Source organism: Pseudomonas sp. P4_B3, from assembly GCF_056402295.1.
In genome coordinates this window covers 186,383-206,069 of record NZ_JBFUHR010000019.1, presented here as the reverse complement: position 1 = coordinate 206,069, position 19,687 = coordinate 186,383, and the positions used below count along the sequence as shown (strand labels likewise).

Genomic DNA, 19,687 nt, shown 5'->3' with positions numbered 1-19,687 from the left:
GGTCCTCTCGCAAGCGTTACATCCGCGCCAACGCCTGCGCGAGATCCGCGCGCAAGTCCTCCACATCCTCAACCCCCACCGACAACCGCACCAACCCGTCGCCAATCCCCAGTTCTGCGCGGGTGGCGGGCGGAATGGTGGCGTGGGTCATGATCGCCGGGTGTTCGATCAGGCTTTCCACGCCGCCCAGGCTTTCGGCCAGGGCGAAGATCTGCACGCTTTCAAGGAAGCGTTTGGCGCCAGCCAGGTCGCTGTTGAGATCGAGGGAGATCATCCCGCCGAAACCATGCATTTGCCGTTGGGCCAGTTCGTGTTGCGGGTGCGACGGCAGGCCGGGGTAATACACCCGCGACACTTGCGGTTGGCGCTCCAGCCACTGCGCCAGCTCCAGTGCGTTGCTGCAATGCCGCTCCATGCGCAGCGCCAGGGTCTTCACGCCGCGCAGGGTGAGGAAGGCGTCGAACGGGCCGGCGATGGCGCCGACGGCGTTTTGCAGGAAGCCCAGGCGCTCGGCCAGTTCGGCGTTCTGCCCGACCACGGCGATGCCGCCGATCACGTCGGAGTGGCCGTTGAGGTATTTGGTGGTCGAGTGCAGCACGATGTCGAAACCCAGTTCCAGCGGGCGCTGGATCCACGGGCTGGCGAAGGTGTTGTCGGCCACGCAGATGATGCCGCGTGCGCGGCAGGTGCGGGCGATGGCGGCGAGGTCCGTGAGGCGCAGCAGCGGATTGCTCGGGGTCTCGACCATGACCATCCGGGTGTCGTCTTGCAGGGAGGCCTCGAACGCCGCCAGGTCGGTCAGGTCGACGAAGCTGAAACGGTGCCCGGCGCTGCGCTGGCGCACCTTGTCGAACAGGCGGAAGGTGCCGCCGTACAGATCGTTACCCGAGACGATGTGCGAGCCGGCGTCGAGCAGTTCGAGCACCGTGGAAATGGTCGCCAGCCCCGAGGCGAAGGCAAAGCCCCGGGTGCCGCCTTCGAGGTCCGCCACGCAGCGCTCCAGCGCCCAGCGCGTCGGGTTGTGCGAACGCCCGTAGTCCAGGCCCTTGTGCACCCCGGGGCTCTGTTGCAGGTAGGTGGAGTTGGCGTAGATCGGCGGCATCAACGCCCCGGTGGATGGGTCCGGCACTTGCCCGGCGTGGATCACCCGGGTGGCGAAGCCCTGTGGCGGGGCGTTTTTATCCTGTTGACTCATGGCAGGGATCTCCGCAGGTGATTGAGCATGTCGGTTCGGGTAATCAGGCCGTGGAAGCCCGAGGCATCCTGGATGATCGCCACCAGCCCACGGCCCAGTTCTGCCTCCAGATCCGCCAGTGAGGCATCGGGGGACAGGGTTTGCAGTTTGTCGGTCATGGCGCTGGATACGGTCTTGCGAAAGTGCGCAACGTCTTCATGCACGCCCAGCAGGATGTCGGACTCGTCGATCACGCCGACCAGTTGCTGCCCCTTCACCAACACCGGCAGTTGCGAGACATCTGCCAGGCGCATGCGTTGAAAAGCCGTCAGTAGCGTGTCATCCGGGCCGACGCTGATCACCCGGCCATCTTCGAAACGCCGCGCGATCAGGTCGCGCAGGTCGCCGTAGTGCTTGCGTTGCAGCAGGCCCTGATCGTTCATCCACTGGTCGTTGTAGACCTTCGACAGGTAACGCGTACCGGTGTCGCAGACGAAGCTCACCACCCGTTTCGGCTGGGTCTGTTCTCGGCAGTAACGCAACGCCGCCGCCAGCAAGGTGCCGGTCGACGAGCCGCCAAGAATGCCTTCGGCGCGCAGCAACTGGCGGGCGTGGTCGAAGCTTTCTTCGTCGCTGATCGAATAGGCGTGGCGCACGCTGGACAGGTCGGCAATCGACGGAATGAAGTCTTCGCCGATGCCTTCCACCGCCCAGGAACCGGGGGTGGGGAGGGTGCCATTGCGGCTGTATTCGGCCATCACCGAGCCGACCGGGTCGGCCAGGACCATTTCCAGGTCCGGCTGCACCCGTTTGAAGAAGCGGGTCAGGCCGGTGAGGGTGCCGGCCGAACCGACACCGACGACGATGGCGTCCACATCGTGCTGGGTCTGCGCCCAGATCTCCGGCGCGGTGCTGCATTCGTGGGCCAGCGGGTTGGCGGGGTTGTTGAACTGGTCGGCGAAGAACGCATCGGGAATGTCCGCCGCCAGCCGTGCGGCGACGTCCTGGTAATACTCGGGATGGCCCTTGCCGACATCGGAGCGGGTGATGTGCACCTCGGCGCCCATGGCCTTGAGGTGCAGGACCTTCTCGGTGGACATCTTGTCCGGCACCACCAGCACCACCCGGTAACCCTTGGCGCGGCCGACCAGGGCCAGGCCCAGCCCGGTGTTGCCGGCGGTGGCTTCGACAATGGTGCCGCCGGGGCGCAGGCGACCATCGCGTTCGGCGACATCGATCATCGCCAGACCGATGCGGTCCTTGATCGAACCGCCGGGGTTCTGGGATTCGAGTTTGAGAAACAGTGTGCATGGGCCGGTATCGAAACGGCTGACGCGCACCAGCGGGGTATTGCCAATCAGTTCGAGCACGGCAGGACGGGAATTGTCGGGCATGTCATCACTCCTTGCGTAAATCCGCACTGGATGGACAGCAATCCGCGCCGGGTCTTCGCGTCGGTCGCGGGCAATGCATCGCTTGGACCATAGGCCGGGATCGGGTCGACCGCAACCTTGCACAGCCAACCGGTCGCCTCGACGCTTTTTCCTCTCCAGCGACCACAAAAAACATAATTTCGCTATTTCCCGGCTCCGAACAGAATGCGGCCAACACCCTGACACCGATAGCCGCAGCAGAAGAACAACAGTGATCAGAATCGAGGCGGCAGCCATGACCGACCTGAATCAAACCACCTTTCAGAAGTGCACAGCCATGACAGTTGACAAGACCGAAATTGATACGCTTGTAGTTGGCGCCGGCCAGGCCGGCGTGGCCATGAGTGAACACCTGAGCAAGCTCGGTGTGCCTCACCTCGTTGTGGAGCGCAATCGTATCGCCGAAGCCTGGCGCACCGGCCGCTGGGATTCGCTGGTGGCCAACGGTCCGGCCTGGCACGACCGTTTCCCGGGGCTGGAATTCGACGGTCTGGACCCGGATGCCTTCGCCGGGAAAGAGCAGGTGGCTGAGTACTTCGAAGCCTATGCCAAGAAGTTCAACGCGCCGATCCGTACCGGCGTGGACGTGAAGAAAGTTGAACGTAACGCCGACCGTCCGGGCTTTACTGTTGAAACCTCTGATGGCGTGATCGAAGCCCGGCATGTAGTGGTCGCCACCGGTCCGTTCCAGCGTCCGGCCATTCCGCCGATTGCTCCCGAAATCGCCGGCATCACCCAGATTCACTCCGCCCAATACTACAACCCGCAGCAACTGGCCGAAGGCGCGGTGCTGGTGGTGGGAGCCGGTTCCTCGGGCGTGCAGATCGCCGATGAACTGCAACGTTCCGGCAAGCAGGTCTACCTGTCGGTGGGCGCCCACGATCGTCCGCCCCGTGCCTATCGCAACCGTGATTTCTGCTGGTGGCTGGGGGTGCTCGGCGAGTGGGATGCCGAGGCCATGCAGCCCGGTAAAGAGCATGTGACCATCGCCGTGAGCGGTGCCCGTGGTGGCCACACCGTGGACTTCCGCCGGCTGGCCCATCAAGGCATGACGCTGGTCGGCCTGACCCAGGCGTTCAACGGCGCTGTGGTGAGTTTCGAAGACAACCTCGCCAACAACATTAAACGTGGCGATGAAAATTACCTGGCACTGCTCGACAAGGCCGACGCTTATATCGAACGCAATGGCCTGGACCTGCCGCTGGAACCCGAAGCCCGGGCCATGCTGGCGGACCCGGACTGCGTGACCCATCCAATCCTGGAACTGGACCTGCTCAAGGCCGGCGTCACCACCATCATCTGGGCCACCGGTTACTCCACCGATTACAGCTGGCTGAAGGTCGACGCCTTCAAGGACAACGGTAAACCGCAGCACCAGCGCGGCGTGTCGGCCGAGCCGGGGGTGTATTTCGTCGGGTTGCCTTGGCAGTCCCGCCGCGGCTCCGCGTTTATCTGGGGCGTTTGGCACGACGCCAAGCACATCGCCGATCACATCGTTAAACAGCACACCTATCTCAACTATCGGGATGCGACCCAGCGTCAAGCCGACGCCGCCCGTGCACCCATTCAGAAAGCCAGCCTCATGGGAGTTCGTTAATGCCAACTCATACCCGCATCCGCATGTTCAACACCAAAGACACCTACCCGAACCAGACGCTCGACAACGACCTGTGCCAGGCCGTGCGCGCCGGCAACACCGTGTATGTGCGTGGCCAGGTCGGTACCGATTTCAACGGTCAACTGGTGGGCCTCGGCGATCCGCGCGCCCAGGCCGAGCAGGCCATGCGCAACGTCAAGCAATTGCTGGAAGAGGCGGGCAGCGACCTGAGCCATATCGTCAAGACCACCACTTACCTGATCGACCCGCGCTATCGCGAGCCGGTGTACCAGGAGGTCGGCAAGTGGCTCAAGGGCGTGTTCCCGATTTCCACTGGCCTTGTGGTCAGCGCCCTCGGCCAGCCGCAGTGGCTGATGGAAATCGATGTGATCGCTGTCATCCCTGAATAAGGAATTGGCCATGACTTTTTCCATCGTGGGTCGCTGCGCCGAGACCGGTCAGTTGGGCATTGCCATCAGCTCTTCGAGCATTGCCGTCGGCGCGCGCTGCCCGTGGCTGCGTGCCGGTGTCGGTGCGGTGTCGAGCCAGAACATCACGCTGCCGGCCCTCGGCCCGCAGATCCTCGATGAACTGGCCAACGGCTCGGCGCCACCCCAGGCGCTGGATCACTCATTGACCCGCAATGGCTACAGCCAATACCGCCAGGTGGCGGTGGTGGATGCTCAGGGCCGTACGGCGGTGTTCAGCGGCAACCATGCCCTGGGCATCAATAACGCCCTAGCCGGTGACCAATGCGTGGCGGCCGGCAACCTGCTGGCCAACAGTGGGGTGATCGAAGCGATGGTCGCGGCGTTCGAAAACAGCGAAGGCTGCCTCGCCACCCGGCTGATGAGCGCCTTGCAGGCCGGGCAGGATGCCGGTGGCGAAGCCGGCGCGGTACACTCGGCGGCGCTGTCGGTGGTGGGTGACCTGACCTGGCCGATTGTCGACCTGCGGGTGGATTGGGCCGATGAAAACCCGATCAGCGAGCTGGGCAAACTGTGGACGGCCTACGAACCGCAATTGCAGGACTACCTGACCCGCGCCCTCAATCCGACCCTGGCCCCCGCTTATGGAGTGCCCGGCGATGAGTGAGTTGCGCAGCCGCGCCATGCTCGCGCGATTGATCGGGTTCGCCACGGTCAGCCGCGATTCGAACCTGGAGCTGATCGAGTTCGTGCGTGACTACCTGCACGAACTGGGCGTGGATTGCGAACTGATCTACAACACCGAGCGGACCAAGGCCAATCTGTTGGCCACGGTCGGCCCGCGTGTGGCCGGCGGCATCGTGCTGTCCGGGCACACCGACGTGGTGCCGGTGGACGGCCAGGCCTGGACGGTCGAGCCGTTCCGGCTGAGCGAGGCGGGCGGCAAGCTTTACGGCCGCGGCACCGCGGACATGAAAGGCTATCTGGCTTCTGTGCTGGCGGCGGTGCCGATGTTTCTCTCGAGCCCTTTGAAGCGCCCGGTGCATTTGGCGTTTTCCTATGACGAAGAGGTCGGTTGCCTCGGCGTGCGCGGATTGCTGGAAGTGCTGCTGCAACGCATCCCGGCACCGGCGATGTGTTTGATCGGCGAGCCGACCGAACTCAAGCCGGTGCTCGGCCACAAGGGCAAACTGGCGATGCGGTGCCACGTGCGCGGCGCCGCCTGTCATTCGGCCTACGCACCTTATGGGGTCAATGCCATCGAGCAGGCCGCGCGCCTGATCGGTCGGCTGGGCGACATCGGCGCCACCCTGGCCCGGCCGCCATTGCACGACAAACGCTTCGATCCGGCGTTCTCGACCGTGCAGGTCGGAGTGATCCAGGGCGGGACGGCGCTGAACATCGTGCCAGCGGATTGCCGTTTCGATTTCGAGATCCGCGCCTTGCCGGACTTCGCCCCGCAAGTGGTCGTCGATGAACTGCAGGACTACGCCGAGCAGACGTTGCTGCCGGCCATGCAGGCCGTGGACACCGATACCGGTATCCGCTTTGAAAAAATCTCGGCCTATCCCGGCCTGGCGACGCCCGCCGACAGCGCGGCGGCCCGGCTGATTGCCCGGCTGTGCGGCAGTGACGATTTCAGCACCGTGGCCTTTGGCACCGAAGGCGGGCTGTTTGATCAGGCCGGCATTCCTTCGGTGGTCTGCGGTCCCGGCAGCATGGACCAGGGGCACAAGCCCGATGAATTTGTCAGCGTCGAACAGATGGCGGCCTGTGACCGCCTGATGGATCGCCTGGCGGCTTACTTGAGTGAATCCGAACACCGATAACAACAATGGGTCGACAAGACCCGAGGAAGCGATCCATGTCCAGATCCTTGCGTTGCAGTGTTCCGTTTGCCCTGGCGGTGTTGAGTGCCAGTGTGTGGGCGGCCCCCCAGGACCTCACCGTGATTTCCTTCGGTGGTGCTACCAAACAGGCTCAGGATAAAGCCTACTTCAAGCCCTTCAACGCCAGCGGCGCGGGCAACATCATCGCCGGTGAGTACAACGGCGAACTGTCAAAGATCAAGGCCATGGTCTCGGCCGGTCACACCAGTTGGGACGTGGTCGAAGTCGAAAGCCCCGAATTGTTGCGCGGCTGCGAGGAGGGCTTGTTCGAGAAACTCGATGCGGGGCGCTTCGGTGATTCGGCGAACTTCGTGCCCGGTGCGTTGACCGAATGCGGGGTGGCCACTTATGTCTGGTCGATGGTCATGGCCTATGACCAGAGCAAGCAGGCCAAGGCGCCGCAATCCTGGGCGGACTTCTGGAATGTCGCCGACTTCCCGGGCAAGCGCGGCCTGCGCAAGAGCGCCAAGTACACCCTGGAAATCGCCTTGCTGGCCGACGGCGTCAAGGCGGACGACGTGTACAAGGTCTTGAATACTCCGCAAGGCGTGACGCGGGCCTTTGCCAAACTCGACCAGATCAAGCCGAACATCCAGTGGTGGGAGGCGGGCGCGCAACCGGCGCAATGGCTGGTGGCCGGCGACGTGGTGATGAGCGCCGCCTACAACGGGCGGATCGCTTCGGCGCAAAAGGAAGGCATGAGGCTGAGCATCGTCTGGCCGCAGAGCCTGTACGACCCGGAATACTGGGCGGTGGTCAAAGGCACGCCGAACAAGGCATTGGCGGAAAACTTCATTGCATTTGCCAGTCAGCCGCAGACGCAAAAAGTCTTCTCGGAAACCATCCCGTACGGGCCGGTGCATCGCCAGACTCTGTCATTGCTGCCCAAGGACGTGCAGGAGCAACTGCCGACCGCCGAGGCCAACCTGGCCGGCGCGCGGGCCGTGGACGCGGAGTTCTGGGTCGACCATGGCGAGGAGCTTGAACAGCGCTTCAATGCCTGGGCTGCGCGGTAATACAGAAACCGTGTGAACACCCAAAACCCTGTGGGAGCGGGCTTGCCCGCGATGAGGCCGGAACAGCCAGTGACTTTTCATCGGCATAAAAAAACGCCGCTCATCTCACGATGGGCGGCGTTTTTCATTGCGTTGCAACGTTAGGCTTGAACGACCGGGATGTTGGCGTTCGCAGCAGCTTCACGGAACTCGGCGATCTGGTCGAAGGACAGGTAGCGGTAGACATCGGCCGCCATGCTGTCGATCTTGCCAGCGTATTCCATGTACTCCTCGACGGTCGGCAGGCGACCCAGGATGGAAGCCACGGACGCCAGCTCAGCCGAAGCCAGGTAGACGTTCGCGCCGTCACCCAGACGGTTCGGGAAGTTACGGGTCGAAGTCGACACGACAGTCGAGTTCGGCTCTACACGTGCCTGGTTACCCATGCACAGCGAGCAGCCTGGCATTTCCATGCGGGCGCCGGCCTTGCCGTAGATGCCGTAGTAGCCTTCTTCGGTCAGCTGGTGAGCGTCCATCTTGGTCGGCGGCGACAGCCACAGACGGGTTGGCAGCTGACCCTTGACCTGTTCCAGCAACTTGCCGGCAGCGCGGAAGTGGCCGATGTTGGTCATGCAGGAACCGATGAACACTTCGTCGATCTTCTCGCCAGCAACACTGGAGAGCAGGCGAGCGTCGTCCGGGTCGTTCGGCGCGCAGAGCACAGGCTCTTTGATGTCGGCCAGGTCGATCTCGATGATTTCAGCGTATTCAGCGTCTTTGTCCGCTTGCAGCAGCTCAGGGTTGGCCAGCCAGGCTTCCATTGCTTGAGCGCGACGTTCCAGAGTACGTGCATCGCCGTAGCCTTCGCCGATCATCCAGCGCAGCAGGGTGATGTTGGACTGCAGGTATTCGGCAATCGACTCTTTGGACAGCTGGATGGTGCAACCGGCAGCCGAACGTTCAGCCGAGGCGTCAGACAGTTCGAACGCTTGCTCTACGGTCAGTTTAGGCAGACCTTCGATCTCCAGGATGCGACCGGAGAAGGCGTTCTTCTTGCCTTTCTTCTCTACGGTCAACAGGCCAGCCTGGATCGCGTAGTAAGGAATGGCGTGAACCAGGTCACGCAGGGTGACGCCTGGCTGCAGTTCGCCTTTGAAGCGAACCAGGATCGACTCTGGCATGTCCAGCGGCATGACGCCGGTGGCTGCGGCGAACGCAACCAGACCGGAACCGGCCGGGAACGAGATGCCGATCGGGAAACGGGTGTGGGAGTCACCACCGGTACCGACGGTGTCTGGCAGCAGCATGCGGTTCAGCCACGAGTGGATGATGCCGTCGCCCGGACGCAGGGAAACGCCGCCGCGGGTCATGATGAAGTCAGGCAGGGTGTGGTGGGTGGTCACGTCGATCGGCTTGGGGTAAGCCGCGGTGTGGCAGAAGGACTGCATCACCAGATCGGTCGAGAAGCCCAGGCACGCCAGGTCTTTCAGTTCGTCACGGGTCATGGGACCGGTGGTGTCCTGGGAACCCACGGTGGTCATCTTCGGTTCGCAGTAGGTGCCCGGACGAACGCCGGCCACGCCGCAAGCCTTGCCGACCATTTTCTGCGCCAGGGTGAAACCCTTGGTGCTTTCAGCCGGTGCTTCAGGCTTCTTGAACAGGGTCGAAGGTGGCAGACCCAGCTCGGTGCGAGCCTTTTCGGTCAGGCCACGGCCGATGATCAGCGGAATACGGCCGCCAGCACGCACTTCGTCCAACAGGACCGGGGTCTTCATTTCGAAGGTGGTCAGGACTTCGTCGGTGCCGTGCTTGCAGACTTTGCCAGCATGCGGGTACAGGTCGATCACGTCGCCCATGTGCATGTTGGAAACGTCGAATTCGATTGGCAGTGCGCCGGCATCTTCCATGGTGTTGTAGAAGATCGGAGCGATCTTGCTGCCGAAGCAGAAGCCGCCTGCACGCTTGTTCGGCACGTAAGGAACGTCGTCGCCGAAGAACCACAGCACCGAGTTGGTGGCCGATTTACGCGAAGAACCGGTACCGACCACGTCACCGACGTAGGCGATCGGGAAGCCGGCGTTGCGCATTTCTTCGATCTGCTTCATCGGGCCGGTGGCGCCTTGTGCATCAGGCACGATGCCGTCGCGAGCCATTTTCAGCATGGCCAGGGCGTGCAGCGGGATGTCTGGACGGGACCAGGCATCAGGCGCAGGGGACAGGTCGTCGGTGTTGGTTTCGCCGGTGACCTTGAACACGCGCAGGCTGATCTTGTCGGCCAGGGTCGGGCGCTTCACGAACCACTCGCCGTCAGCCCAGGATTGCAGCACGCCTTGGGCGTGAACGTTACCGTTCTTGGCTTTTTCAGCGACGTCGTGGAAGGCGTCGAACATCAGCAGGGTGTGCTTGAGTTCTTTGGCAGCTACTGGCGCCAGTTCGGCGTCGTCCAGCAGGGTAACCAGGGTCACGATGTTGTAGCCGCCCTGCATGGTGCCGAGCAGTTCAACAGCGCGCTTCTTGTCGATCAGGGGGGATTTGGCTTCGCCTTTGGCGATGGCGGACAGGAAGCCGGCCTTGACATAGGCAGCTTCGTCCACGCCTGGCGGAACGCGATTGGTGATCAGGTCAACGAGGAACGCTTCTTCGCCAGCCGGGGGATTTTTCAGCAGCTCGACCAGGCCTGCAGTTTGTTCGGCGTTTAGCGGCTGGGGAACGATACCCAGTGCTGCGCGCTCTTCGATATGTTTGCGGTAGGCTTCAAGCACAGTTATTACCCTCATCAGTGGTCCCAAATGGGTGTCCGGGACGCTCATCCCGAAATTGCCGTACTCATGCGCAGCATGGCGTTGTGAGCCACTTAGCCAGAATTACCGACAATTCCTTACAGAAGCTGCTTTCAAAGTTTTACGCCTGCAGAACGGGAGCTGATGAGGGTTGGCGTTGGGCTTTTCCCCGCTGGAAAAACCCCTCGCCAACACCGCTCTGAAGGAACGACTGTGCTCGTGACGCTTTGAAAACAGCTTCTAACGGACATTGGCGCCTAAAAAGGCAGGCTGATTCTACGGCAAAAAAAAATTAAAGGTAAGTCAGTGTTTATTGGACTTTGGTGGTGGCGCCCAACAGAGGTCCGTTGACCCTAACCCTTTAACTTTGAGGGGTGATGAATATCGGACAAAGGGCTAACATGCCGGCCTGTTCTGCTTTTTCGCGTTTTGCCTATCTATGCCCAATCAGACCATCAAGACACCCTGCGTCGGCCTCTGCTCCACTGTTTACGGTGACCTGGTGTGCCGTGGCTGCAAGCGTTTCCACCACGAAGTGATCCGCTGGAACGGTTACAACGAGGAAGAAAAGCGCGCGGTATGGCTGCGCCTTGAGCAGTTGCTGTCCCAGGTGATGGCCGCCAAGGTGGAAATTTTCGATCCGGCGCTGCTGCGGATGCAGCTGGAGCAACGCAAGATCCGCTTCGTGCCCCATCAGTCGGAATATTGCTGGGCCTACCAGTTGATCGCCCGGGGGGCGCGGGTGATCAACAACCTGGAAGCCTACGGGATGGTATTGCTGCCGGAGTTTCGCGAGTGGAACCTGCCGGAATTGCGCGATGCCATTGATCGGGAATTTTTCCTGCTCTCCGAGGCCCATTACCAGCGCTACATTGCGCCGGGGTTCCTGAAAGATGCCTTTGACGGCTGAAAAGATCGCAGCCTGCGGCAGCTCCTACATTGGTCGTGTTTCCCTGTAGGAGCTGCCGCAGGCTGCGATCTTTTGATCTGTCCTCAATGCTTGTCGGCAATCTCCTCAAGATGATCCGCCACTTCCATCGGCTTGAGCACCAGCACATCGCTCTCCACCGCATCGAGCACCACTTCCGCCGTATTACCGATCAAGGTCCCGGACAATCCGCTACGGGCCACGGTACCGATCACCGTCACCGCCGCCTGCAGCTTGTGCACCATGAACGGAATCAACACATCCGCCGGGCCTTCCTCGATGTGCAGATGCTCATCGTCGATGTCGAATTCCGCCTGGAACGACTTGCATTGCTCGCGGTAGCGCGCCTGGATGGTTTCGCTGAGTTGAAACGTCGGGTCGGCCGACGACAGCATCGGCGACGGGTGGGCGCTGATCACGTGCAAGTGAGCCTTGGCCAGGGTTGCGATGTCATAGCCATGATCAATGATGGTGTCGTGCAGGTGGCGGTGTTCGAGGTCGCTGTTGCCGACGTCGACGGCTGCCAGGATCACTTTGTCTTTCCATGAGCCAGCGGTTTTCACCAGCAGTACCGGGGAAGGGCATTGGCGCAGCAATTTCCAGTCCTCGGGTGTCAGCAGGGCCTTTTTCAGCGCGCTGTCGGGAAAGTGTTGCTTCACCACAAGGCCGCAGCCTTCGGCTTGCTGCACATCGATGATGGTTTGATGCAGGCTCTGGTTCCAGGCCTGCTCAGTGGTGATGTTGTAACCGTCTTCCAGTAAAGCGGCCTTGAGCACACCCAACATGCCACTGTGATCATGCTTGGGGTCGCACACCAGCAGATGCAACTGCGCCTGGGTGACACCGGCGATCAACTTCGCCCGCTTGAGCGCCAGGCTTTCGGAGTGTTCGGGGTCGATGACCACCAGAATGCTGCGTACGGCTTGCATGAGCACGATCTCCTGAAAATGAAAAAGCACGGCGTTGCACAACTATAGTTGCTGTCTGTGATTCGGGGACTTGATGCATATCAACGGTTGGCGACTGGTGGTCTGCGGGCAGGCCGGTATAATCGGCGCCCTTCGTTTGAACCTATTTGTCCGTGAGCCCCATGATCCTTCCCGAAATTCACGAGTTCCTTGGCTGCCGCACCCCCGACGGCTGGATCCAGGCCGCGCTGGCCGATCAGGAAACCCTGCTGATCGACCACAAGAACTGCGAATTCAAGGCCGCCAGCACCGCGTTGAGCCTGATCGCCAAGTATCACTCCCACGTCGATCTGATCAACATGATGTCGCGCCTGGCCCGGGAAGAGCTGGTGCACCACGAACAGGTCATGCGCCTGATGAAGCGCCGCAAGATCGAACTGCGCCAGCTGTCCGCCGGGCGCTATGCATCGGGGCTGCGCAAGGTGGTGCGCAGTCACGAGCCGGTGAAGCTGGTGGACACATTGGTGGTGGGGGCGTTCATCGAGGCCCGCAGTTGCGAGCGTTTCGAAGCGCTGGTGCCGCACCTGGACGAAGAGCTGGGCAAGTTCTATTTCGGTCTGCTCAAGAGCGAGGCCCGGCATTTCCAGGGTTACCTGAAACTGGCCTACCAGTACGGCGACGCCAAGGACATTGCGCATGTGATCGACAAGGTCCGCGCCGCCGAGCAGGAACTGATCGAATCCCCGGATGTGGAATTCCGTTTTCATAGTGGTGTGCCGGCTGCGGCGTAATCCCGCACCACCCAGTCATGAACGGCTCAAACCCAGCCGTTCATGCCATTGCGCGATGGACTCTTCGGGGTACACATCGAACTGTAGATCTCCGCGCTGCGCTTCGACTTCCACCCATGATGCCTTTGAACCCAGCATCAGATGCGTGTGCTCCGGCGGTACCGGCAGCGGGGTGTCGATGGCCGAGGCGAACGGATGGATCAACTCCGGCCACTGCGGACTGAACAACCACAGACCCGAGCCGCAAACCGAGCAGAAATGCCGCTCGGCGGTGCTGCTGTGGGCGCGTTTGTCGCCTTCTTCCTTGATCCGTGCATGGTAGATCGCGATGTGCTTGCGCCCGCGAACCTTGAGGCTGGCGGCATCGCCCCCGAGGTTGATCGCATAACCGCCACCGCCCTGGGTTTTGCGGCAGATCGAGCAGTAGCAACGCTGGTAAGGGTAGGGGTGGGCGCTGGTCAAACTGAACGACACCGCGCCGCAATGGCAGGAACCTTCGAGTTGCATGAGAGCCTCCGGTTGTCTTGAACGTACCCGGAACAGCCTAGACCGTCAGGCCCCTTCGCTGGCAAGCCAGCTCCTACAGAGTCCCGTGGTTAACACAGCCCTAACCTGTGGGAGCAGGCTTGCCTGCGATGAACGATAACGCGGTCCCCACTGGACGCCCACCAAAGGCCAAGTCAGCATGTCCCCCTCGAAACCGGGACATGACCTGATGCGACGATTACCTTCCCTGGCAGCCCTGCGAACCTTCGAATGCGCCGCCCGCCATGCCCATTTCGGCCGGGCGGCGGCCGAGTTGTGTGTCACCGACAGCGCGGTCAGCCACCAGATTCGTCAGCTCGAAGAGCAGCTCGGTGTATCGCTGTTCGTGCGCGAGGGCCGGCAGATTCGCCCGACCCTGGCCGCCGGACGCCTGATGCAGAGCTTGCAGCAGGCCTTCGAGTTGATTGGCGATGCCTGCGACGAGCTGCGTGATCCCTCATCCCTGGCGGTGTTGCGTCTGGCGGTCACCGCCGAGTTGGCGCAAAAGTGGCTGATGAGTCGTCTCACGGATTTCTACGCGCGTTACCCGCACATCACCTTGCATCTGTACGAACAACCGATCGACGCCACGGCGCCCGGGGAAGACATCGACCTGGCGATCACCTACGGCACCGGCCCGGTGGACAGCACTGCATATTTCGTCCGGCCGCTGCCGGCGCTGCAGTTCTTTCCGGTGTGCAGTCCCGGCCTGTTCAACCAGGGCACGCTGAAAACCCCAAAGGACCTGTCACGCCATTGCCTGCTACACGACGACCAGGACGGCAAGACCTGGACCGCGTGGCTCACCAGCCATGCCGGCGACCAACGCCCGGACCGCCAGTTGTATTTCGCCCATGCGGGGCTTGCGCTGGAGGCCGCGGCGCAAGGGCAGGGCGTGGCCATGGGCGACAACTTGACGGCCCAGGAGGATTTGCTCAATGGTCGGCTGGTCCGCCCGTTTACGTCGAGCATGACCGCCCTGGGCCAATACGCGCTGGTGTGCGAGCGGGTGCGGCTGGAACGTCCGGCGGTGGCGCAGATGCTGGAGTGGTTCAACGATCAGTTGCTCGATTGATGAGTTGAATTCAAGTGTTCCGAAATAATCATCGTTGGCGAGCCAGTCACCAACGCCCTTAGCCTGTGGTCATTCCAATCCCTGCTGAAGAGGTTTGACCATGGCCCGTTTGCTCGACACCACTCCCAAACAGGACGGTTTCCGTTTGCCCGGCGAATTCGAAGCCAAGTCCGGTTGCTGGCTCGGCTGGCCGGAGCGCACCGACGTCTGGCGCAACGGTGCCAAGCCTGCGCAGAAAGTCTGGGTGCAGATCGTTACTGCCATTTCCATGAGCGAGCCAGTCACCGTATGCGCCTCGGCGGCCCAGTTCGCCACCGCGCGCCGGCAGTTGCCACCGCAGGTGCGTGTGGTGGAAATGACCTGCAACGACACCTGGTTGCGCGACAGCGGCCCGTGCTTTGTGGTCAACGATCAGAGTGGCGAAGTGCGCGGCGTCGACTTCGAGTTCAACGCCTATGGCGGGCTAGACGGCGGCCTGTACTACCCGTGGGACAAGGACGACCAGATCGCCAGCAAGATCCTCGAAATCGAACGCTTCGACCGCTACCGCGCGCCGCTGATTGCCGAACTGGGTGGCATCCAGAGCGACGGCCAGGGCAGCATCCTCACTACCGAGCAATGCCTGCTCAACCGCAACCGCAACCAGCATCTGGGCAAGGACGAAGTCACCCGCCGCCTGACCGATTACCTCGGCGCCGAGCAAGTGATCTGGCTGCCCCGGGGCTGCAAGTTCGACGAAACCGACGGCCATGTCGACGACCTCGCGTGTTTCGTGCGCCCCGGTGAAGTGGTGCTGCAATGGACCGACAACCGCGACGACCCACAGTGGGAAATCTATCAGGAGGCCTACGACATTCTGCGCAGCACCCGCGACAGTCGCGGTCGCGAGTTGATCGTGCACAAGCTGCCGCAGCCGGATGTGCTGGAGTGGACCGCCGAAGAAGCCGAAGGCCTGGACCAGCAGGACAGCACCCACTCCCGTCAGGCCGGGACGAAAATCTGCGCGTCGTACATCAACTACTACGCCGGTAACAGTTCGATCGTGGTGCCGCTGTTCGGTGATCGCAACGACAAGGTGGCGTTGGCGACCTTGGCCGAGCTGTTCCCGAAACACAGCATCGTCGGCATCGAAAACTCTCGGGAGATCCTCCTCGGTGGCGGCAACGTCGCGTGCATCACCATGCCGCAGTACGCCGCCACCCACTCCAACAAGAAAGGCGTGTGATCATGGGCCTGCACAAACTGACTCAAGCAATACTGCTGGTGCTTGCACCCTTGTGTGTGCAGGCCGCCGACACCGCCAAGCCGGTGGTCAACCTGTACATCTGGGGTGAATACCTGGCCCCGGACACCTTGAAGAATTTCGAGGAAAAAACCGGCATCCATGTGGTGGCCGACCACTTCGATTCCCTGGAAACCGTCGAGACCAGGCTGCTCACTGGCCGCAGTGGCTATGATCTGGTGCTAACGGCGGGGCAGCATCTGTCCCGGGCCATCGAGAGTGGCGCGGTGCAGACGGTCGACAAGCAGCAACTGCCGCATTTCGCCGGCGTCGGCGAGGAATTCCGCCAGCACATGGCGGTGTTCGATCCGGGCAACCGCTATGCCGGGATCTACGCTTGGGGCACCACGGGCGTGGGTTATCAGGAACAGGCCGTGAAACAGCGCCTGCCCGACGCGCCGACCGACAGTTGGGCGATGCTGTTCGACCCGGCCGTGGTCTCGAAATTCGCCGATTGCGGGGTCAGCCTGCTCAACGATCCCAACGAAGTGTTTGCGGCGGTCATGAAGTACATGGGCCTGGACATCAATCGCCAGAACCTCGATGACCTGAAGCTCGCCGAACAGCAGCTGGCGAAGATTCGGCCCTACATTCGCTACTTCGACAACGACCTGAACATCAGCGACCTGGCCAACGGCAACACCTGCGTGGCGATGTCGTGGAACGGCAACGTGGCCATCGCGGCGGGCCAGGCCGAGGCGGCGGGCAAGCCGTATTCGCTGAAGTACCGGATTCCGCAGGAGGGCACGTTGATCTGGTTCGATGCCATGGTCATTCCCAAGGACGCGCCGCATCCGAAGGCCGGCCTGGCATTGATGGACTACCTGATGACCCCGGAGGTGATAGCTCCGATCACCGACAGCATCCATTACGCCAATGCGATCACGGCGGCGGACGGCTTGGTCGACCCGGCGATCCGCAACGATCCGGGGACGTATCCTCCGGCCGCGGTCAGGGCTTCGCTGTACAGCAAGAATGACAACGGCAAGGTGTTCAACCGGGCGTTGATCAGGGCGTTCAGTCGGTTGAAGTCGGGGTTGTGAGGTCAAGCCGACCCCTGTAGGAGCTGCCGAAGGCTGCGATCTTTTGATTTTGTTTTTCAGGATCAAGATCAAAAGATCGCAGCCTTCGGCAGCTCCTACAGGGACCGCGATGTGGTCTAACGGTTGGGCAGCCGCCACAAATACCACGCAGCGACTGTCCGGTAAGGGCTCCACGCCAACCCGATCTCGATCATCTGCTTGCGCGTCGGCTGCACCTCCAGGCCCTTGAGCCGTCGATAACCCTCACGCACGCCAAAGTCATCGGCCGGCAGGATATCCGGGCGCTCCAGGCTGTAGATCAGCAGCATCTCCACGGTCCAGCGGCCCACACCGCGCAGAGTGGTCAGGCGTTCGACCAGCGCTTCATCGTCCATGGCCAGTGCCGTGGCGTAATCCGGCACTACGCCGTCCAGCGACGCCTGGGCGATGCCCTGAATGGTCGCGATCTTGCTCGCGGAAAAGCCGCAACTGCGCAGTTGGTCGAAATCTGTGGCGACGATCTGTTCAGGCCGGGGAAACGAACCCGAACCGAACAACGCCAGCAGCCGGCCGACAATCGCATCGCCGGCCTTGGCATGCAGTTGCTGATAGGCAATCGCCCGCACCAGCGACTCATAGGGATCACGCGCCGCATGCGGCTGGTGCAGGCACGGGCCGATGGCGTCGATGTGGCGGCGCCAGTCGTCATCGATGGCGGCCAGGAACTCACTGGCCGCCAGATAGCCGTCAGACATGGGCTCAGGCTTTCCCGGACGGTTTCAACAGGGCGTTCACTTCGCCATAGGTCAACGCCTTCAGGTCGTGGCTATCGAACCGGCCGGTTTGCAGAAAACTTTTGGCGATGCCGGCCATGGCGCCGTAGAGGAACTCGGCGATGCCCGAACCTGCGGTCAGGCGACGTACGCCCAGTGCCTCGAGCACTTCGGGGGACGGCAGGCCCGGGAACCCCAGCACATTCAGCGGCAGCGAGGTACCCTGGCACAGTGCCTTGATCTCGTACTCCGCAGTAACGCCGGCGGCAAACAGGCCATTGGCCCCGGCCGCCTGATACAGCGCGGCGCGCCTGAGGGTTTCGGCGACGCGATCTTCGGCAGGCACCAGACCCCGCAGGTAGACATCGGTGCGCGCATTGATAAACAGGTTCACATTGCGTCGGTCGGCCACCTGGCGCGCGATCTCAATCTTGCGTACCAGCAACTCCGGCGGTGAGGAACCGTCTTCGATATTGATCCCGACAGCGCCGGCGGCGATCACGGCGTCAACCACCTGCGCCACCCGTTCCAGGTCATCGGAATAACCGGCTTCGATGTCCACAGTCAGTGGCACCGAAATGACCCGGGCAATCGATTCGACCGTCGAGACCAGGCGCTCAAGGGGCAGGGTGTTGCCGTCCGGATAGCCATGCACCCAGGCCACCGCCGCGCTGCTGGTAGCCACGGCCTTGTTGCCCAGTTGCTCCACCAGCCGCGCCCCGGCGGCATCGGCGACGTTGGTGAGGATCAGCAAATCCTCGTGATGCAGTTGGTGCAGTTGATTGTCGAGCCTGTCCATCGAGCTTCCTTCCTTTTGAAAAAGACGTGGGGGATCAGAACGTCAGCTGCTCCGTGAGCTGCACCGCCGCGTTCTCCAGCCTGAGCAAAAACGCCTTGCGCGGCTGGCCTCCAGCGTAGCCGGTCAACGAGCCGTCGGCGCCGATCACGCGGTGGCACGGCACGACAATCGATAAGCGGTTATGCCCGTTGGCCAGGCCCACCGCCCGGCTGGCACCGGGTTTGCCCAGCCTCGCTGCAATGGCGCCGTAGGTGGTGGTCCGGCCGTAAGGGATGTTCGCCAGTTCGGCCCAGACCCGGCGGGAGAACTCACTACCGGGCATGTGCAGGGCAACGCTGAACTCAGTGAGTGTGCCGGCGAAATACGCGGACAATTGCGCTTCGATCTGCTGCAAATGCGCGTTGTGCCCCGGCGCCACGGCATAACCAAAACGGTTTTGCAGCGCTTCGACCGCCGGGTTCAGCGATGCCTGATCGAGAAATTCCAGCAGCACCAGCCCACGCCGTTCGGCCATGGCGATCATCGGCCCCAGCGGCGTGGTCAGGCGCGTGAACAGCAGCGGTTCGCTGTTGGCCGCGCGGCCCGGGGTGATGTGAAACGATTTCTGGAAGGCATCGCGAAAACCGCTCAGGGACTCGTAGCCGGAATCGAAGGCGACGTCATCGATGGAGTCGCCCTGTTTGATCCCGTCCAATGCCATGCCCAAGCGCCGGGCGCGCAGCCACGCGTGGAAGGTCATGCCGAAGTGCTGCTTGAACCAGCGGCGCAGTTTCAGCGGTTCGATGCCTGCGGCCAGTAGCTGGGCGTCGGTCCAGCGCTGCTCAGGGTCGGCGTCTACCGATTTGAACAGTGTCTGCACCCAGTCCGGCGCGCTGGCGGCGGTGTCCATCGGCTTGCAGCGCAGGCAGGCGCGGTAGCCCGCCGCCAGGCACTGTTCGGCGCTTGCAAAGAACTCGACGTTCGCAGGTTTCGGGCTGCGGGCGGTGCAACCGGGGCGGCAGAAGATCCCTGTGGTCTTGACCGCCGTGAAGAACACCCCCTCGTAGGAGGTGTCTCGTTCGAGCATGGCGCGAAGCATTTCGGCCCGGGGCGGAAGCAGCGTTTTTTGTAGGTTCATGGGCGCAGCATAGATCGCGTCACGGGTGGCCTCCACCGGAAAATCGACAGCGAATTTCGGACCGGAAAGTAATCGACCACAAAAACAACAAATCCCTCAGGTACGACGAGCCATCAGCAGCACCGAAGCCGCTGCAGCACAGGAACAGGTCGCGCTATGGGATTGATGGTC

General features: G+C 62.2%; 18 protein-coding genes. 10 read left to right on the top strand and 8 right to left on the bottom strand.

Features of this window, described 5'->3' with window-relative positions; all coding sequences use genetic code 11:
- Positions 1-16: 16 nt before the first annotated feature.
- Positions 17-1,195, bottom strand: a complete 1,179-nt coding sequence (locus AC1DWG_RS22095; RefSeq protein ID WP_477765200.1) for a trans-sulfuration enzyme family protein — start codon at positions 1,193-1,195, stop codon at positions 17-19.
- Positions 1,192-2,568, bottom strand: coding sequence for a pyridoxal-phosphate dependent enzyme (locus tag AC1DWG_RS22090; RefSeq protein ID WP_477753609.1), 1,377 nt, complete (start codon positions 2,566-2,568; stop codon positions 1,192-1,194). Before AC1DWG_RS22090 ends, AC1DWG_RS22095 begins: the two co-directional genes overlap by 4 nt.
- Before the next feature lie 274 nt (positions 2,569-2,842).
- Here AC1DWG_RS22090 and AC1DWG_RS22085 point away from each other — a divergent pair, with 274 nt between their 5' ends.
- Genes AC1DWG_RS22085 through AC1DWG_RS22065 form a run of 5 tightly spaced genes read left to right on the top strand, consistent with a single transcriptional unit; the run spans position 2,843 to position 7,537 of the window.
- Entirely contained in the window at positions 2,843-4,204 is a 1,362-nt protein-coding gene (locus AC1DWG_RS22085) for a flavin-containing monooxygenase (RefSeq protein WP_477788353.1), read from the top strand.
- On the top strand, positions 4,204-4,614 hold the full coding sequence (locus tag AC1DWG_RS22080) for a RidA family protein (protein ID WP_003201555.1): 411 nt from the start codon (positions 4,204-4,206) through the stop codon (positions 4,612-4,614). Before AC1DWG_RS22085 ends, AC1DWG_RS22080 begins: the two co-directional genes overlap by 1 nt.
- Before the next feature lie 10 nt (positions 4,615-4,624).
- Complete coding sequence (locus tag AC1DWG_RS22075; RefSeq protein WP_477765197.1) at positions 4,625-5,299, top strand: DUF1028 domain-containing protein; 675 nt, start codon at positions 4,625-4,627, stop codon at positions 5,297-5,299.
- Positions 5,292-6,461, top strand: coding sequence for an acetylornithine deacetylase (gene argE, locus AC1DWG_RS22070; protein WP_477765196.1), 1,170 nt, complete (start codon positions 5,292-5,294; stop codon positions 6,459-6,461). The genes AC1DWG_RS22075 and argE overlap by 8 nt, the downstream gene beginning before the upstream one ends.
- A 35-nt stretch (positions 6,462-6,496) precedes the next feature.
- Complete coding sequence (locus AC1DWG_RS22065; protein ID WP_477765195.1) at positions 6,497-7,537, top strand: ABC transporter substrate-binding protein; 1,041 nt, start codon at positions 6,497-6,499, stop codon at positions 7,535-7,537.
- A 140-nt stretch (positions 7,538-7,677) separates the two neighbouring features.
- Here AC1DWG_RS22065 and acnB read toward each other — a convergent pair whose 3' ends face one another.
- Complete coding sequence (acnB, locus tag AC1DWG_RS22060; RefSeq protein WP_477765226.1) at positions 7,678-10,278, bottom strand: bifunctional aconitate hydratase 2/2-methylisocitrate dehydratase; 2,601 nt, start codon at positions 10,276-10,278, stop codon at positions 7,678-7,680.
- 457 nt (positions 10,279-10,735) lie between these two features.
- Here acnB and AC1DWG_RS22055 point away from each other — a divergent pair, with 457 nt between their 5' ends.
- A complete protein-coding gene (locus tag AC1DWG_RS22055) occupies positions 10,736-11,206 on the top strand; it encodes a DUF1289 domain-containing protein (RefSeq protein ID WP_477788352.1) in 471 nt (156 codons plus the stop codon).
- Between the two features lie 83 nt (positions 11,207-11,289).
- Here AC1DWG_RS22055 and AC1DWG_RS22050 read toward each other — a convergent pair whose 3' ends face one another.
- Positions 11,290-12,153 (bottom strand): universal stress protein, encoded by an 864-nt coding sequence (locus AC1DWG_RS22050; RefSeq protein ID WP_477753603.1) that lies wholly within the window; start codon positions 12,151-12,153, stop codon positions 11,290-11,292.
- 161 nt (positions 12,154-12,314) lie between these two features.
- Here AC1DWG_RS22050 and AC1DWG_RS22045 point away from each other — a divergent pair, with 161 nt between their 5' ends.
- Entirely contained in the window at positions 12,315-12,923 is a 609-nt protein-coding gene (locus tag AC1DWG_RS22045; protein ID WP_477765194.1) for a MiaE family protein, read from the top strand.
- A 15-nt stretch (positions 12,924-12,938) separates the two neighbouring features.
- Here the strand turns inward: AC1DWG_RS22045 and AC1DWG_RS22040 are convergent, their stop codons facing one another.
- Positions 12,939-13,430: a GFA family protein gene (locus tag AC1DWG_RS22040; protein ID WP_477765193.1), complete on the bottom strand. Its 492-nt coding sequence runs from the start codon at positions 13,428-13,430 to the stop codon at positions 12,939-12,941.
- A gap of 208 nt (positions 13,431-13,638) precedes the next feature.
- On the opposite strand from AC1DWG_RS22040, the gene AC1DWG_RS22035 reads away from it, so the two are divergent.
- The 3 genes from AC1DWG_RS22035 (at position 13,639) to AC1DWG_RS22025 (ending at position 16,848) form a co-directional block, all read left to right on the top strand.
- Positions 13,639-14,523, top strand: a complete 885-nt coding sequence (locus AC1DWG_RS22035) for a LysR substrate-binding domain-containing protein (protein WP_477765192.1) — start codon at positions 13,639-13,641, stop codon at positions 14,521-14,523.
- A 100-nt stretch (positions 14,524-14,623) separates the two neighbouring features.
- Positions 14,624-15,748: an agmatine deiminase gene (aguA, locus tag AC1DWG_RS22030; protein ID WP_477753598.1), complete on the top strand. Its 1,125-nt coding sequence runs from the start codon at positions 14,624-14,626 to the stop codon at positions 15,746-15,748.
- A gap of 2 nt (positions 15,749-15,750) precedes the next feature.
- The gene (locus AC1DWG_RS22025) at positions 15,751-16,848 is read left to right on the top strand and encodes an extracellular solute-binding protein (protein WP_477765191.1); all 1,098 of its coding nucleotides are present in this window, start codon (positions 15,751-15,753) and stop codon (positions 16,846-16,848) included.
- 116 nt (positions 16,849-16,964) lie between these two features.
- On the opposite strand, the gene AC1DWG_RS22020 is transcribed toward AC1DWG_RS22025, so the two are convergent.
- From AC1DWG_RS22020 to AC1DWG_RS22010, 3 genes are read right to left on the bottom strand one after another with little or no spacing between them, the layout of a single operon-like run.
- Positions 16,965-17,582: a DNA-3-methyladenine glycosylase family protein gene (locus AC1DWG_RS22020; protein WP_477765190.1), complete on the bottom strand. Its 618-nt coding sequence runs from the start codon at positions 17,580-17,582 to the stop codon at positions 16,965-16,967.
- 4 nt (positions 17,583-17,586) lie between these two features.
- Positions 17,587-18,399, bottom strand: a complete 813-nt coding sequence (locus tag AC1DWG_RS22015) for an isocitrate lyase/PEP mutase family protein (protein ID WP_477753595.1) — start codon at positions 18,397-18,399, stop codon at positions 17,587-17,589.
- Between the two features lie 34 nt (positions 18,400-18,433).
- Positions 18,434-19,516, bottom strand: a complete 1,083-nt coding sequence (locus AC1DWG_RS22010; RefSeq protein ID WP_477788351.1) for a bifunctional transcriptional activator/DNA repair enzyme AdaA — start codon at positions 19,514-19,516, stop codon at positions 18,434-18,436.
- Positions 19,517-19,687 lie beyond the last annotated feature (171 nt).